Raw genomic sequence first — 15,130 nt, forward strand, 5'->3', positions numbered from 1 at the left:
TTTCGTCTGTTGTAATATACATATAACAACTAAAACGACGACTCGCAAGCCCCGAGGTGACAGAATTGGCGACCGTGCTCGAGGGGAATGGCCGCGCGCCTTCGGTGACGACGGCCGCCGGGGTGCCGCTGCACCGCCAGCTGTTCCTAGTGCTTCACGACGAGATCGTGCGCGGCGCATTGGATCCGGGCGACCCCCTGCCCACCGAGCAGTCGATGTGCGACCAATTCGGGGTCTCCCGCATCACCGTTCGCCGGGCGCTCGCCGATCTCGCCGACGCGGGGTTCATCGAACGCAAGCACGGGGTGGGCTCGTTCGTACTCGACCACCCCTCGGTGCGGCAGCGCGACGTCGGCGGCTCGTACCTGGACGAGCTTCGTCAGGTCGAGTTCGAGACCGAGGTCGAAGTGCGCGAGTACGGCGTGCGCTCGGTGCCACGTTCCGTCGCCGAGCGACTGGGCTCACCGGACCGGGCGCTACACGTGCTGAGGCTGCGCCGTGAGCGCAGAACGGGTGAGCCTCTGATGATCACCGAGGTCTGGTTGCCCGTCGAGCTCGGCGACATGGTGACCGAAGCCGCCATGGCACAGGCGCCGTTGTACCGCCTGCTGGCCGAGGCCGGTGTGACGCTCGACCGCATGGACCATGAACTGACGGCGGAAATCGCGGGTCCGCGAAACGCGCAGCTCATGGGCACGTCCATCGGAGCGCCGCTCATTCGCGTCAACAGGCTGGCGTTCGCCGGCGGCGTGCCACACCACGTCATGGCAATCATCCTGTCGCCGAACCGCAGTCGCGTGCTGTTGAACCAGTCGCCCGTCGACCTCGATGCAGATTCCGGACTGGCGATTGCCCACGACGTCCGTCGGCCGGCGTCGTAACTCAGAGCCGGCCGTCGAGCCTCAACTCCGGATGTACCCAGCTGGGGGAGCGGCGTTCCTTGAAAGCCATGAAGCCCTCGATGGATTCGGGTTCGCCGAGGCTGGCCTGCATGCCGATGCGGTCGTAGAGGCCGAGGTAGTTGTCGATGCTGGACTTGACGACGGTCCTGGCCCTCGGCGCCGTGCGACAACACTGAGCCAGTACTTCGCGCGCCTCGCCGAGCAGTTCGTCGTGCGGGACCACCCGCGCCACCATGCCCCAGTCCTTGGCCTCTTCAGCAGTCAGCGTCCTGCCGGTGAACATCAGGTCGCGGGTGCGGACGGGCCCGATCAGCCTCGTCAGCATGTGGCTGTAGTAGGTGTCGGCGATGCCGCGGTAGAGCTCGGGCACGCGGAACGTGGCGCGCTCGCTGACGACGGCCATGTCACTGCACATCGCGATCTGCAGGCCACCGCCCTGGCACAGTCCGTTGACCGCCGATACGACGGGTTTGACCGACTGCCGCAGCGTCTCGAACGGCGTGACGTCCATGCCGAGCGCCGAACCGTAGGTCAACCAGTTGTCGGCGCCGCCGCCACCCATGTCCCCGCCCGGCGCGAACACGTCGCCGGTGCCGGTGATCAACAGCCCCGCGAGGTCCGGGTCGGCGTCGACGTGCCTGACCGCGTATCTGATGCCGAAGTACATCGCAGGCGTCATCGCGTTGCGGGCTTCGGGGCGGTCGAGCGTGCACAGGCCGAACGCGCCCTCGCGGGTGAACTTCAGAAACGGGGTGCCAAGCCAGTCGCCTTCCGGCGGACGAGGGGCGTGCTCGGTGGTCGTCATGGAGCTCCTAATCTGTCGAGGTCAGCTTGAGTACGTCGTCGATGGCCTCGGCGGTTGGCGCGCAGTTGCCCGCCCCGGCTACCAAGGTGGCAAGGGCGCCTGCCGCACACGCGCGGCGCAGAGCCTGGTCTGCGCCGGAAAGCCATTCCGCCGCAAGGACTCCGGCGAAGACGTCGCCAGCGCCCGTGGTGTCTACGGGTTCGACGGCGGGAGAGGGGACGTCCACGCTGCGGCCGTCGTGAACGTAGCTGACACCGTGCGCTCCGCGAGTCGTCACCAGATGCGGTACCGGCCAATGCCATTCGCGTGCTTCGTCGTCGTTCACCACGATGACGTCGGTGGTGCGGGCCAGTGCGGCGAGGTCATCGGTGTCCGCCTGGACCGGCGACGCATTGACGATGACGACTGCGCCTGCGGCTCGAGCCACCCGTGCGGCGGCCAGCGCCGTTGCGATCGGGATCTCCAACTGGATCAACACCACCTTGGCGGCTGCCACGACGGTCTGCGCGTGCGGCGAGGTCATGCTCAGGTGGGCGTTGGCGCCCGGCGCGACGACGATGGTGTTCTCGGCACCGGCGTCCACCACGATCACCGCCGCCCCGCTTGGACCCGGCACGGTCATCAGTCCGTCGAGCGCTACGCCGTTATCGCCTAGATGCTCCCGCAGGTGGGTGGCGGCGGAATCGTCCCCGAGCGCCGCGACGAGCTGCACCGAGGCGCCCGCCCTGGCGGCTGCGACGGCCTGATTGCCGCCCTTCCCGCCGGGGGCGGAGGACAGCGCGGACGCCAACACCGTCTGCCCCGGCCGTGGCAGCGCGTCGACGGTAAACGATTGGTCGAGGTTCACGCTGCCGACCACGCACACTCGCACCACGGGTTTACAGTAGCCCCGACGGGGCGGCGGTCGGGATACCTCGATACGCTGGCCTAATGAGTGTGCAGGCGCACCAGGAGGGCAGGAGCGAAGCGACCCGGGAAATCGAACCGGACATCGAGCTTCGACAGCAGGTGCACGACGCTGCCCGCCGGGCGCGGGTCGCGGCCCGCACCCTCGCCACGCTGAACACCACGACCAAGAACCGGGCGTTGCACGCTGCGGCGGATTCCGTGCTGGCACGCGTCCACGAGATTCTGAGCGCCAACGGCGAGGACCTCGACGTGGCCCGCGCCGCCAACACGCCCGAGTCGATGCTCGACCGGCTGGCGCTCAACCCGAACCGTGTCGACGGCATCGCCGCCGGACTCCGACAGGTGGCCGGCCTACCGGATCCCGTCGGGGAGGTGCTGCGCGGAAGCACGCTGCCCAACGGCCTCGAGATCCGGCAGCAGCGCGTTCCGCTCGGCGTCGTCGGCATGGTCTACGAAGGCAGGCCGAACGTCACCGTCGATGCGTTCGGACTCACGCTGAAGTCGGGCAATGCGGTGCTGTTGCGCGGTAGTTCGTCTGCGGCCCATTCGAATGCGGCCTTGGTGACCGCGCTGCGCGCCGCCCTGGTGGCCGAGGGGCTGCCTGAAGACGCGGTGCAGTTGCTGCCCAGCGCGGACCGGGCCAGCGTCACACACCTGATCCAGGCCCGCGGGCTCGTCGACGTGGTGATCCCGCGTGGGGGCGCCGGCCTGATCGACGCTGTGGTTCGCGATGCCACCGTGCCGACCATCGAGACCGGCGTCGGCAACTGCCACGTTTACGTGCACGCTGCGGCAGACCTCGACGTCGCCGAGCGAATCCTGTTGAACTCCAAGACCCGTCGACCGAGCGTGTGCAACGCCGCGGAGTCCGTGTTGGTCGATGCGGCCATCGCCGAGCACGCGGTACCCCGACTGGTCGAGGCGCTGCAGCATGCCGGGGTGACCGTTCACCTCGATCCGAGCGAGGACGAGCTGAGGGCCGAGTTCCTGTCGATGGACATCGCGCTGGCCGTCGTGGACGGTGTCGACGCCGCCATCGCCCACGTGAACGAGTACGGCACGGGGCACACCGAAGCCATTGTGACGACCAATCTTGCTGCTGCTCAACGCTTCACCGACCGGGTCGACGCCGCAGCCGTGATGGTCAACGCATCCACCGCGTTCACCGACGGCGAGCAGTTCGGGTTCGGCGCCGAGATCGGCATCTCCACCCAGAAGTTGCACGCCCGCGGCCCGATGGGGCTGCCCGAATTGACCTCAACCAAGTGGATCGTGTGGGGCTCGCCTGTCACTGGCCACACCCGCCCGGCCTGACAGGAGTACGAAGACCTTGAGCGTTCCCGCGATCCCGGCACCGCTGTTCACCGACATCGACGATGTCTCCAAGCGGCTCACCGAAACCGGCTACCTGCCCGATACGGCCACGGCCACGGCAGTGTTCCTCGCCGACCGGCTCGGGAAGCCGCTGTTGGTGGAAGGGCCTGCAGGCGTCGGCAAGACCGAACTGGCGCGCGCCGTCGCGCAAGCCACCGGGGCCGGGTTGGTGCGTCTGCAGTGCTACGAAGGCGTCGACGAGGCGCGTGCGCTCTACGAGTGGAACCACGCCAAGCAGATCTTGCGCATTCAGTCCGGTTCGGGGGACTGGGACCAGACGAAGATGGACGTGTTCAGCGAGGAGTTCCTGCTGTCCCGCCCGTTGTTGACCGCGATCAGGCGCACCGAGCCCACCGTGCTGCTCATCGACGAGACCGACAAGGCCGACATCGAGATCGAGGGCCTGCTGCTGGAGGTCTTGTCCGACTTCGCCGTCACCGTTCCCGAACTCGGCACCATCGTCGCCGAGCGAAAGCCGTTCGTGCTGCTGACATCCAACGCCACCCGCGAGCTGTCGGAAGCGCTCAAACGACGTTGCCTCTTCCTGCACATCGACTTCCCCGACCCCGATCTGGAGCGGCGCATCCTGCTGTCCCGGGTGCCGGAGTTGCCGGAGAAGCTCGCCGAGGAGCTGGTGCGCATCATCGGCGTGCTGCGCGGCATGCAACTCAAGAAGGTGCCCTCGGTCGCCGAGACCATCGACTGGGGACGCACCATCCTGGCCCTCGGACTCGACACCATCGACGACCACACGATCGCGGCCACCCTCGGTGTCGTGCTCAAGCACCAATCCGATCAAGTGCGCGCTTCAGGCGAGCTTCGGCTGAACTGAGGAGTCGAATCTGATGGCCATCCGACGCACCCGCCCTCCGCAACCGCTTGCGCCACACGGACTTCCAGGACATCTGGTGGAGTTCGTGGAGGCGCTCCGTGGGGTGGGCATCAACGTCGGACCGTCGGAGACCGTCGACGCAGGCCGGGTGATGACCGTGCTCGGGCTCGGCGACCGGGAGGTGCTGCGCGAGGGGCTGGCGTGCGCCGTGCTACGCCGCGCCGACCACCGCGAAACCTACGATGCGATGTTCGACCTGTGGTTCCCGGCCGCGCTGGGCGCGCGAACCGTGCTCGACGACGATGCCGCCGACGCTGAGGACGCACCCGACGGGCTGCCACCCCAGGACGTCGAGGCCATGCGGGACGCGCTCCTTCAGATGCTTTCGGACAACCCGGAATTGGGGAACATCGACGATCGGTTGGCGGCGATGATCGCGCAGATCGTCGAATCGTTCGGCCGTTACAACTCCAGTCGCGGGCCGTCGTACTCGTCATATCAGGCGCTCAAGGCCATGGCGCTCGACGAACTCGAGGGCCGGTTGCTGGCCGGATTGCTCGCGATGTACGGCGACGACCCCACTCCGACACAGGAAGAGATCGCCAAAGCCATTGCAGCGAAGCGAATTTCACAACTGCGCCGGATGGTGGAGGGTGAAACAAAGCGCCGCACTGCCGAGCAACTGGGCCGCGAGCACGTCCAGATGTACGGCATTCCGCAGCTGGCCGAGAACGTTGAATTCCTGCGCGCCTCGGGTGACCAGCTGCGCCAGATGCGGCGCGTCGTCGCCCCGCTGGCGCGCACCCTGGCCACCCGGCTGGCGGCCCGTCGGCGCAGGTCACGTCGCGGCGAGATCGATCTGCGCAAGACGCTGCGCAAGTCGATGTCGACCGGTGGCGTGCCCATCGACGTCGTGCTGAAGAAACCGCATCCCGCCCGCCCCGAGTTGGTTGTGCTGTGCGACGTGTCGGGCTCGGTCGCCGGGTTCAGCCATTTCACCCTGATGCTCGTCAGCGCGCTGCGTCAGCAGTTCTCCCGCGTCCGGGTGTTCGCCTTCATCGACACCACCGACGAGGTCACCGAACTGTTCGGACCGGACGCCGATCTCGCGGTCGCGGTGCAGCGCATCACCCGCGAGGCGGGCGTCTACACACGCGACGGGCACTCCGACTACGGCCACGCGTTCGTGTCGTTCATGGACAAGTGGCCCAACGCGCTGTCACCGCGCAGCTCGCTGCTGGTGCTCGGCGACGGCCGCAACAACTACCGCAACCCGGAAGTCGAGTTGCTGACGCACATGGTCGCGGCCAGTCGCCACGCGCACTGGCTCAACCCGGAGCCCAAGCATCTGTGGGGCAGCGGCGACTCGGCGACGGCGCGCTACGAGGGCGTCATCACCATGCACGAATGCCGGTCGGCCAAACAGCTCGCGTCGGTGATCGATCAGCTGCTGCCCGTCTAATCTCCGGCCGTTCGGCGCGGGGAGGGGCGGTATGAACCGCTCCCGTAAGCTGCATGTTCATGACTCGACGACTGGGTGTGATGGGTGGGACGTTCGATCCCATCCACCACGGACACCTCGTCGCCGCCAGCGAGGTCGCCGACAAGTTCGAGCTCGACGAGGTGGTGTTCGTGCCAACCGGCCAGCCCTGGCAGAAGCGCGAACACATCGTCACCGCCGCCGAGGACCGCTACCTCATGACGGTGATCGCCACCGCGGCGAATCCCCGATTCTCGGTTAGCCGCGTCGACATCGATCGTGGCGGACCGACCTACACCAAGGACACCCTGCGTGACCTGGCTGCGCTCAACCCCGGGACGGAGCTCTTCTTCATCACCGGTGCCGACGCTCTCGCCTCGATCCTGTCGTGGCAGAACTGGGAGGACATGTTCTCGCTCGCCCGCTTCGTCGGCGTCAGCCGACCTGGATACGAACTCGATGGTCAACACATTGCCGCAGCCATGAAGGAATTGCCCCCCGACGCGCTCTCGCTGGTCGAAGTGCCCGCGCTGGCTATCTCGTCGACCGACTGCCGCCGACGGGCGGAGGCCGACAGGCCGATCTGGTACCTGGTTCCCGACGGGGTGGTGCAGTACGTCTCGAAGCGGCGGCTCTACATGGCGCACCCCGCCGCGGAGAAGGGTTGCCCAGCATGACGGCGTCCGAGGAGGCCATCGCCATGGCGACGATCGCCGCGCAGGCTGCGGGATCCAAGCTCGCTGACGACGTCGTCGTGCTCGACGTATCGGGTCAGCTCGTCATCACCGACTGCTTCGTCATTGCGTCGGCGTCCAACGACCGACAGGTCAACGCGATCGTCGACGAGGTCGAGGAGAAGATGCGCGGCTCCGGGCACAAGCCGGCGCGCCGTGAGGGCACCCGCGAGGGCAGATGGGTCCTGCTGGACTACGTCGACATCGTCGTGCACATTCAGCACCAGGACGAGCGCAACTTCTATGCGCTCGACCGGCTGTGGCGGGACTGCCCGGTGATTGCCGTCGACCTCGAGGCAGGCCTGGAGGCGACGCGGGAAGTTGATCGGGAGGAGTCGGAGTGACGATTCGGCGCCTGGTCATGCTGCGGCACGGGCAGACCGAGTACAACGCAGGCAACCGCATGCAGGGCCAGCTCGACACCGACCTGTCCGACCTCGGTCGTGAGCAGGCCGCTGCGGCCGCCGAGGTGCTGGCCAAGCGTCAACCGTTGATGATCGTTTCGTCCGACCTCCGGCGCGCGCTCGACACCGCGACCGCACTTGGAGAGCGCGCAGGCCTTCCGGTGTCCGTCGACACCCGTTTGCGCGAAACACATCTGGGGGACTGGCAGGGGTTGACGCACCTCGAGGTCGACGCCCTGGCCCCCGGAGCCAGGCTGGCGTGGCGCGACGACGCCCGCTGGGCTCCCCATAGCGGCGAGAGCAGGGTCGACGTCGCCGCGCGCAGCATCCCATTGGTGGCGGAACTGCTTGAGCAACATGATGAATGGGGTGTCGACGATCCCGAGCGCCCCGTCGTCCTGGTCGCACACGGTGGCCTGATCGCCGCCCTGACCGGGGCACTGCTCGGCCTGCCCGTCGATAACTGGCCGGTGCTCGGCGGCATGGGCAACGCCAGTTGGGTCCAGCTGTCTGGACATTCGGCGGACGACGCGGCGCCGGGTGACGTCAAGTGGCGGCTCGACGTATGGAACGCCTCGGCCCAGGTCGCCAACGATGTCCTCTGAGCCTGCCCGCCGCACTGATTCCCCGAGTCGCTCCGCTCCTGCCCGCCGCACTGATTCCCCGAGTCGCTCCGCTCCTGCCCGCCGTACGCTGCTCGTCTTCTGCGATTCGCTGTCCTACTACGGGCCGAAAGGTGGACTGCCTTCCGACGATCCGCGCATTTGGCCCAACATCGTTGCTTCCCAGTTGGACTGGGATCTAGAACTCATCGGCCGGATCGGTTGGACGTGTCGCGACGTGTGGTGGGCAGCCATCGGCGATCCCCGTGCGTGGGCCGCTCTACCAAGAGCAGGCGCGGTGATCTTCGCGACGAGCGGGATGGACTCGCTGCCATCGCCGTTGCCAACGGCGTTGCGCGAGTTGATCCGATACGTCCGGCCACCCTTGTTGCGGCGCTGGGTGCGAGACGGCTACGGCTGGGCACAGCCACGGCTGTCGCCGATTGCCCGGCCCGCACTGCCGGGCAAGCTGAGCGCCGAATATCTCGAACAGACCCGGGCCGCAATCGACTTCAACCGGCCAGGCATCCCGTTCGTGGCGTCGATTCCTTCGGTGCACATCGCCGAGACATACGGAAAATCGCACCGCTGGCGGGATGACACCGTCGCCGCGATCACCGAATGGGGTCGGGCGCAGCGGGTTCCGATCGTCGACCTGAAGGCCGCCGTCGCCGATCAGGTGATGAACGGCCACGGCAATCCCGACGGCATTCACTGGAATTTCGAGGCGCATCAGGCCGTCGCGGAACTGATGTTGAAGGGGCTTGCCGAAGCCGGCGTGAAACTCGACGGCGACGGCGACTGACCGTGGCCGTCAAGGTGGTGACTGACTCGTCGGCCCGACTGGACCCGGATGAATTGCAGCGCTGGGGTATTGGGCAGGTTGCGCTTCACGTCATAGTCGACGGAGCCGATCTGCGCGACGGCAGCGATCAGGTGCCGTACGACGTGCACGCACGCGGACACGTGACGACTGCAGGCGCCGCACCCGTGGAGCTTGCCGAGGCCTATCGCAAGGCGCTGGCCGAGAGCGGTGGCGACGGCGTGGTCGCGGTGCATCTGTCGGCGCCCCTTTCCAGCACGTTCAGTTCAGCCGTCGCCGCTGCCCGTGAGTTCGGTCCGGCTGTGCGCGTGGTGAATTCGCGGTCAGCGGGCATGGGAGTCGGCTTCGTCGCGCTGGCCGCGGCACGTGCGGCCGCCGGCGGTGACGCGCTCGACGCGGTCGAGATGGCGGCCAGGGCGACGATTCCCAACACCCGGGCGTTCATCGTGGTGCACCGGCTGGACAACCTGCGCCGTAGCGGCCGCATCGGCACGGCCGCATCCTGGTTGGGTACGGCGTTGTCGCTCAAGCCGCTGCTGTGTCTGGACGTGGACGGCCGGCTGGTGCTGGAGCAGCGGATCAGGACTGTGTCGAAGGCCCACGCGGCACTGGTCGAGTCGGTCGCAGAGTTCGTCGGCGACCGGCGGGCTGCCATCGCCGTGCACCACGTGGACAATCACGACGACGCTGACGTCGTCGGTGCGGCGCTGACCACCCGGCTGCCTCAGGTCGAGTCACTCACCGTGAGCGACATGGGCGCCGTGCTCTCCGTACACCTCGGTGCGGGCGCGATCGGCGTGTGTGTGACGGTCGACGCGGCGTGACCACCCTGGAATTGGCCCGCGACGAACGGTTGGCGTTCGCGGACTTCCTGGCCGGGCTCACGCCGGAACAGTGGGCCACCCCGTCGCTGTGCGCGGGCTGGACGGTGCGCGACGTGGCGGCTCACTGCGTGAGCTTCGAGGGGTTGTCCGGCGGCCAGCTGGCGGCGCGATTTCTGAAGGGTCGGCTGCAGACGGATCGCATCAACGCACTCGCCGTCGCGGACCTCGCGGGGGCTTCGACTGACGACCTGATCGGGCTGCTCCGTGACAACGCCTTGCCGCACGGTCTCGGTGCCGGCTTCGGCGGCCGGGTCGCGTTGACCGACAACATGATTCACCAGCAGGACATTCGACGCCCGCTGGGGCAGCCGCGGACGATTCCAGCTGACCGGCTCAGGGCCGCACTGGACTTCGTGCGGTATGCGCCGACCATCAGGGGTGCGTGGCAAGTGCGTGGGCTGCGGCTGGTCGCCACGGAGCCCGAGTGGACCCACGGCAAGGGGCCAGAAGTGCACGGCACCGGCGAGGCGCTGCTCATGGTCATGGCTGGGCGCGCAGATGCGCTGGGCGACCTGGACGGACCGGGCGTGGCGACGGTGGCGGGCCGGCTCAACCGGTGAAGCGCCCCGCCACCGGGGGCAGGTCCTTCAACGTCACGATGCCCGGCGCCGCGGCCACCACGGCGGGGACGGCGTTGGTCACCGGCATCGCGGTGTAGATCATGCCCAGCCCCATGAAGCCCGGTTCGGTCCAGTCCCGCGGCGGCAGGCAGTGCAGCACCGTGCGCATATTCGGCGTTCCAAACACCTGGATGACGTGCCCGTGCTCGAGCGGCTTGGGTGGCGTCACGTGGCTGCCCATGGTCCAGTTGAAACCGACGCTGACGACGTTGCGTTCGCCGACCCAGCCGCGGTGGTAGCCGTACACGCCACCAACGGTGCCCGCGGGAATCTGCATGAAGCCAAGGTCGCTGTCGCCCGTTGCGGTGGTGAACTCGACGTCGAACGTCATGCGGTCGAGGTTGGCGCCGATCGCGTCGGCCATCATCGCGGCCGACTCGGCGAACACCTCGCTCTCCCTGCGCACACTTTCGGCCAGTCCCGGCGTCTCGGGATCCCGGCCGAAGCCCATCGCGGCCTGCGTCCCGGCCGACTCGTACGTCGAGCAGTCGACCGATTCCGTGATCCGGATCTCGGTGACGTCCTCGCACGCCCCGGACAGCACCATGCCGACCATGTTCGTCATGCCGGGATGCGCGCCGCTTCCGAAGATCGTGGAATTGCCCTTCTCGCAAGCCTTCCGGATGCGTTCGAGGTCTTCGGGCGTTTGCTTACCGCCGGTGATCCAGGCTGCGCTGGAGCAGACGTTCACGCCTGCTTCGAGCAGCCGCGCAAGTTCGTCGATGTCGGGCCATAGCGGGTTGTAACAGCAGGCGTCGGGCTTCAGCGCGATCAGCGCGTCGATGTCGTTGGTCGCCGCAATGCCCGTCGGTGTGGGCCAACCGGCCAGTTCGGCGGCGTCGACACCGACCTTGTCCGCTCCGTGCGCGTACACGCCGACCAGTTCCATGTCGTCGCGCCCGATGATCGCGTGCAGCGAACGCCTACCGATGTTCCCGGTGGTCCACTGGATCACCTTCAGTGGTCGGTCAGCTGGGTTCGTCGTCATGTGCGCCTCCTCGTTGCGGCCCGGATCAGTAGACACCGTTGGTAAATATGTATACCGGGCGACGTGGTGGGCTCATCCACAGACGCGAATTCGTGCACAGGCACGAGGTGATCGCGACTTCACCCACGTATTCGGTCCGTATCCGTACCTACCGTCGCGTACATGCGATCCGAACTGCCCGCAGACCGGGTGCGCCGTCGCCTCGCCGGGGAAGCCACCGCCGAGGCGGAGGTCGACCCCGTTGCCGAGGATGACGACCCCACCGATACCTCGCTCTCGCGGTGGCTACCCGACACCGGCGGCGCCAGACCCAACTGGATGGACGCCATTCGGGCCGACCCGGGGCGGTCCGGCGTCATCGCGCTCGGTGCGCTCGGGCTGGTGGCCGTGTTGGTCACCATCTTCACGCTTGCGCACGACGACGGACCGCGGGTCGTCTCGGCCAATCTTCCTCCGGTTCAGCCTGTTTCGTCCACGGGCGCGACGGCGGCCGGGCAGGCGCCTGCCGCCCAGACTCAGGTGGTGGTCAGCGTGGTGGGATTGGTGCGTGAACCCGGGCTGGTGACACTCGGACCGGAGGCGCGGATTGCCGACGCGCTCGACGCTGCCGGTGGAGCGCTCGATGGGGCCGATCTGACGGGGTTGAACATGGCCCGCCGCGTCGCCGATGGTGAGCAGCTCGTGGTCGGCCTCGCCGCTGCGCCGGGCGCTCCGCCTGCAATGGGCAGTTCGGTCAGCACGCCGCCGGGCGGCGCACCTGCCACCCCTGGGGTGGGGCAACCGAGCTCGGCGCCGGACGCGCCGATCGACCTCAACGCGGCGACGGTCGAACAGTTGGACGCGCTGCCGGGCGTCGGACCCGTCACCGCGTCGGCGATCGTGGCATGGCGAACGACCAACGGTCGCTTCGCCAACGTCGACCAGCTTGGCGAGGTCGACGGCATCGGCCCGGCGCGGCTGGAGAAGCTACGCGAGTTGGTCCATGTGTGACCGTCCCGGGAGCTCACTCCACCGGCCTCGACCTGCGGCTGGTACCCGCGGCGCTGACAAGCTGGGCGGTGACGGCCACTGGAATCGTCTGGCCGCCATGGTCGTCGACGTTGGTGGTGCTGGCGGCCGTGGGCATGACGACGTCCGCGACGTGGTGGGCCAACCGATCCGGCCCACCGCCGGCGCACGCGCGCTGGCCCGGCGTCGTCGCCGTCGTGACGATCGGGGTGGCATTCGCGATCTCCATCGGTCTTCGGGTGCACGACGTCGCCCAGAATCCCATCGTCGGCCGCTATGGCAGCACGGCCACCGTCGTCGTCAGCCCGATCGAATCGCCGCGGTTCCTTGCTGGCTCGCGGCTGATGTTTCGTGGTTCCTTGCAGGTGTTGGACGGCGTCGAAGCGTACGGCCGGGTGGTCGTCTTCGCCTCGGCGGTCTCCTACGACGAGCTGACCGCGGGCCGCCCCGTGACGTTCCGGGCCCGCATCGGCCGGCCTACGCGGCGCGACCTCACCGTGGCGATGCTCTCGGCGACGGGGGAGCCGACGATCGGTCAGGCGCCCGGTTGGCAACGGGTGGCCGCGGGGGTGCGGGCTGAATTCAGCGAGGCGGCCCGTGCGGTCCTGCCCGCCGATCAGGCCGCGATGTTGCCCGCGCTGGTGCTCGGTGACACATCGGCGCTGCCATCGCAGACCGAAGCCGAGTTCCGCTCGGCCGGACTGACGCACCTGACTGCGGTGTCCGGCGCGAACGTCACCATCGTGTGCGGGGCGGTCCTGTTCAGCGCTGCGGTGATCGGACCGCACGCAGCGGCCGCGGCGGCCGCGGCGGCACTGATTGCATTCGTCGCGGTGGTTGAACCGTCGGCAAGTGTGCTGCGCGCGGCGGTGATGGGTGCCATCGCCTTGTTCGCCATCGTGTCGCGCAGGCGACGGCAGGCGGTGCCTGCGTTGTCGGCCAGTGTGATCATGCTGATGATCGTCGCGCCGGAGTTGGCCGTCGACTTCGGGTTCGCGCTGTCGGTGGCGGCCACGGCCGCGCTCGTCGTGATTGCGCCGGTCTGGTCTCGGCGGCTGGTCGGCCGCGGTTGGCCCAAGCCGCTCGCGGACGCCGTCGTGGTTGCGTTAGCCGCGCAGCTGGTCACCGCGCCGATCGTGGCGGCCATGTCGGGCACCTTCAGTCTGGTCGCCGTCATCGCGAATCTAGCTGTTGCAGTGGTCATTCCGCCTATCACCGTGATCGGCACCGTCGCAGCCACGCTGTCGGCACTGTGGCCGTCGGCGGCCCGGTTGCTTGTCCGATTCACCGGACCCGAGTTGTGGTGGCTCTTGCACATGGCGCACTGGACTGCCGCGATCCCTGGTGCGAGCGTGGCAGTGCCTTCGGGCTGGGCCGGCGTCGCGTGCCTGGCGACCGCCGGGGTGGCCGTCGTGATGATGTGGCGCTGGCGATGGGGCCGCGCATGTGTGGCCGTCGCGTTGCTTGGTCTGCTGGCCTGGTCGGCAGGCCGGGGTGGCGGCCCTGTCGGGTCGTCATGACACGATCAAGCGCGTGAGCCAATTGCACCTCGTGCTGGGTGAGGAAGACCTGCTTATCGAGCGCGCCATCGCCGACGTGCTGCGTGCGGCCCGCCTGCAGGCCGGGACCGACGACATTCCCGTCGACCGGCTACGCGCCGGCGAGGTCGGAACCAGCGAGCTCGCGGAACTGCTGAGCCCGTCGTTGTTCGCAGACGCGCGGCTCGTCGTGCTCGAGGCCGCCGCCGAGGCCGGAAAGGATGCCGTCGCGCTCATCGCAGCGACGGCGGCCGACCTGCCCGAAGGCACCGTGCTCGTCGTCGTGCACTCGGGCGGCGGGCGCGCCAAGGCACTGGCTGATCAACTGAAGAAGCTCGGCGCCGAAGAGCACAAGTGCCCCAAGATCAAGTGGCCCTCCGAACGCGTCGACTTCGTGCGCCGCGAGTTCCGTGAGCTCAAGGTGAAGGTCTCCGACGAGACCGTCAATGTGCTGGTTGACAACGTTGGCTCCGATGTCCGGGAACTGGCATCGGCCTGCTCGCAGTTGGTAGCCGACACGGACGGCCAGGTCGATGCCGCCGCGGTGCGTCGTTACCACTCGAGCAAGGCCGAAGTGAAGGGATGGGATATCGCCGACATGGCGGTCGTCGGCGACACCGCCGGTGCCGCCGAAGCGCTGCGCTGGGCGATGCTCAGCGGCGAGCCACACGTGGTGCTGGCCGATGCGCTGGCCGAGGCCGTGCATGCCATCGCCCGCATCGGCCCGCAGTCAGGCGATCCCTATCGGTTGGCCTCAGAACTGGGAATGCCTCCGAAGCGGGTGGAGAAAGTGCAGAGGCAGGCGCGACGGTGGTCCCGGGACTCGGTGGCAGAGGCCATCCGCGTGGTTGCAGCGCTCAACGGCGACGTCAAGGGTGTCGCGGCCGATGCCGATTACGCGTTGGAAGCGGCCGTCCGCAAGGTTGCCGAACTGGCCGGCGGAAAGTGAAGCTCAGAGCTTGTTGAGCGCGACCGTCAGCGCCGACTTCTTGTTGGCGGCCTGGTTCTTGTGAATGACGCCCTTGCTGGCAGCCTTGTCCAGCTTGCGGTTGGTCGCGTCCAGCAACTCGGCGGCCTTTTCCTTCTCACCAGCGTCGATGGCCTCGCGGAACCCGCGGACAGACGTGCGAAGTGCAGACTTCACCGACTGGTTGCGCAGCCTGCGGCGCTCGTTGGTGAGAATCCGCTTCTGCTGCGACTTGATGTTGGCCACGCGTGTAGTTCCTT

Annotated in this window: 17 protein-coding genes; 13 read left to right on the forward strand and 4 right to left on the reverse strand. The window is 68.0% G+C overall.

Features of this window, described 5'->3' with window-relative positions; all coding sequences use genetic code 11:
• Positions 1 to 74 precede the first annotated feature (74 nt).
• Positions 75 to 881 carry a GntR family transcriptional regulator gene (locus tag SLQ30_RS22840; RefSeq protein ID WP_319449029.1) on the forward strand — a complete coding sequence of 269 codons (807 nt, stop codon included), beginning with the start codon at positions 75 to 77 and terminating at the stop codon, positions 879 to 881.
• Between the two features lies 1 nt (position 882).
• Here SLQ30_RS22840 and SLQ30_RS22845 read toward each other — a convergent pair whose 3' ends face one another.
• A complete protein-coding gene (locus SLQ30_RS22845) occupies positions 883 to 1,707 on the reverse strand; it encodes an enoyl-CoA hydratase/isomerase family protein (protein WP_319449030.1) in 825 nt (274 codons plus the stop codon).
• A 7-nt stretch (positions 1,708 to 1,714) separates the two neighbouring features.
• Complete coding sequence (locus SLQ30_RS22850) at positions 1,715 to 2,581, reverse strand: PfkB family carbohydrate kinase (protein WP_319449031.1); 867 nt, start codon at positions 2,579 to 2,581, stop codon at positions 1,715 to 1,717.
• A gap of 56 nt (positions 2,582 to 2,637) precedes the next feature.
• On the opposite strand from SLQ30_RS22850, the gene SLQ30_RS22855 reads away from it, so the two are divergent.
• From SLQ30_RS22855 to SLQ30_RS22895, 9 genes are all read left to right on the forward strand, one after another.
• On the forward strand, positions 2,638 to 3,930 hold the full coding sequence (locus SLQ30_RS22855) for a glutamate-5-semialdehyde dehydrogenase (RefSeq protein ID WP_319449032.1): 1,293 nt from the start codon (positions 2,638 to 2,640) through the stop codon (positions 3,928 to 3,930).
• Between the two features lie 16 nt (positions 3,931 to 3,946).
• Positions 3,947 to 4,822: a MoxR family ATPase gene (locus SLQ30_RS22860; protein WP_319449033.1), complete on the forward strand. Its 876-nt coding sequence runs from the start codon at positions 3,947 to 3,949 to the stop codon at positions 4,820 to 4,822.
• Between the two features lie 13 nt (positions 4,823 to 4,835).
• Positions 4,836 to 6,284, forward strand: a complete 1,449-nt coding sequence (locus SLQ30_RS22865; protein WP_319449034.1) for a VWA domain-containing protein — start codon at positions 4,836 to 4,838, stop codon at positions 6,282 to 6,284.
• 80 nt (positions 6,285 to 6,364) lie between these two features.
• On the forward strand, positions 6,365 to 6,979 hold the full coding sequence (gene nadD, locus SLQ30_RS22870) for a nicotinate-nucleotide adenylyltransferase (RefSeq protein WP_413468143.1): 615 nt from the start codon (positions 6,365 to 6,367) through the stop codon (positions 6,977 to 6,979).
• Positions 6,976 to 7,380: a ribosome silencing factor gene (gene rsfS, locus SLQ30_RS22875; RefSeq protein WP_319449036.1), complete on the forward strand. Its 405-nt coding sequence runs from the start codon at positions 6,976 to 6,978 to the stop codon at positions 7,378 to 7,380. The genes nadD and rsfS overlap by 4 nt, the downstream gene beginning before the upstream one ends.
• Positions 7,377 to 8,045: a glucosyl-3-phosphoglycerate phosphatase gene (gene gpgP, locus SLQ30_RS22880; RefSeq protein WP_319449037.1), complete on the forward strand. Its 669-nt coding sequence runs from the start codon at positions 7,377 to 7,379 to the stop codon at positions 8,043 to 8,045. The genes rsfS and gpgP overlap by 4 nt, the downstream gene beginning before the upstream one ends.
• Positions 8,035 to 8,847: a diglucosylglycerate octanoyltransferase gene (gene octT, locus SLQ30_RS22885; protein WP_319449038.1), complete on the forward strand. Its 813-nt coding sequence runs from the start codon at positions 8,035 to 8,037 to the stop codon at positions 8,845 to 8,847. Before gpgP ends, octT begins: the two co-directional genes overlap by 11 nt.
• A gap of 2 nt (positions 8,848 to 8,849) precedes the next feature.
• Positions 8,850 to 9,689 carry a DegV family protein gene (locus tag SLQ30_RS22890; RefSeq protein ID WP_319449039.1) on the forward strand — a complete coding sequence of 280 codons (840 nt, stop codon included), beginning with the start codon at positions 8,850 to 8,852 and terminating at the stop codon, positions 9,687 to 9,689.
• 5 nt (positions 9,690 to 9,694) lie between these two features.
• On the forward strand, positions 9,695 to 10,309 hold the full coding sequence (locus SLQ30_RS22895) for a maleylpyruvate isomerase family mycothiol-dependent enzyme (protein WP_319449159.1): 615 nt from the start codon (positions 9,695 to 9,697) through the stop codon (positions 10,307 to 10,309).
• Here SLQ30_RS22895 and SLQ30_RS22900 read toward each other — a convergent pair.
• The gene (locus SLQ30_RS22900; RefSeq protein ID WP_319449040.1) at positions 10,299 to 11,357 is read right to left on the reverse strand and encodes a dihydrodipicolinate reductase; all 1,059 of its coding nucleotides are present in this window, start codon (positions 11,355 to 11,357) and stop codon (positions 10,299 to 10,301) included. The genes SLQ30_RS22895 and SLQ30_RS22900 overlap by 11 nt on opposite strands.
• 162 nt (positions 11,358 to 11,519) lie before the next feature.
• On the opposite strand from SLQ30_RS22900, the gene SLQ30_RS22905 reads away from it, so the two are divergent.
• The 3 genes from SLQ30_RS22905 to holA are packed head-to-tail and all read left to right on the forward strand — an operon-like array spanning position 11,520 to position 14,852.
• Entirely contained in the window at positions 11,520 to 12,347 is an 828-nt protein-coding gene (locus SLQ30_RS22905; protein WP_319449041.1) for a ComEA family DNA-binding protein, read from the forward strand.
• Positions 12,344 to 13,885 (forward strand): ComEC/Rec2 family competence protein, encoded by a 1,542-nt coding sequence (locus tag SLQ30_RS22910; RefSeq protein ID WP_319449042.1) that lies wholly within the window; start codon positions 12,344 to 12,346, stop codon positions 13,883 to 13,885. Before SLQ30_RS22905 ends, SLQ30_RS22910 begins: the two co-directional genes overlap by 4 nt.
• Before the next feature lie 13 nt (positions 13,886 to 13,898).
• Positions 13,899 to 14,852: a DNA polymerase III subunit delta gene (gene holA, locus SLQ30_RS22915; RefSeq protein WP_413468134.1), complete on the forward strand. Its 954-nt coding sequence runs from the start codon at positions 13,899 to 13,901 to the stop codon at positions 14,850 to 14,852.
• A 3-nt stretch (positions 14,853 to 14,855) separates the two neighbouring features.
• On the opposite strand, the gene rpsT is transcribed toward holA, so the two are convergent.
• Positions 14,856 to 15,116, reverse strand: a complete 261-nt coding sequence (rpsT, locus tag SLQ30_RS22920) for a 30S ribosomal protein S20 (RefSeq protein ID WP_319449043.1) — start codon at positions 15,114 to 15,116, stop codon at positions 14,856 to 14,858.
• Positions 15,117 to 15,130 lie beyond the last annotated feature (14 nt).

The organism is Mycobacterium sp. RTGN4 (genome assembly GCF_033804635.1).
Lineage (GTDB): Bacteria > Actinomycetota > Actinomycetes > Mycobacteriales > Mycobacteriaceae > Mycobacterium.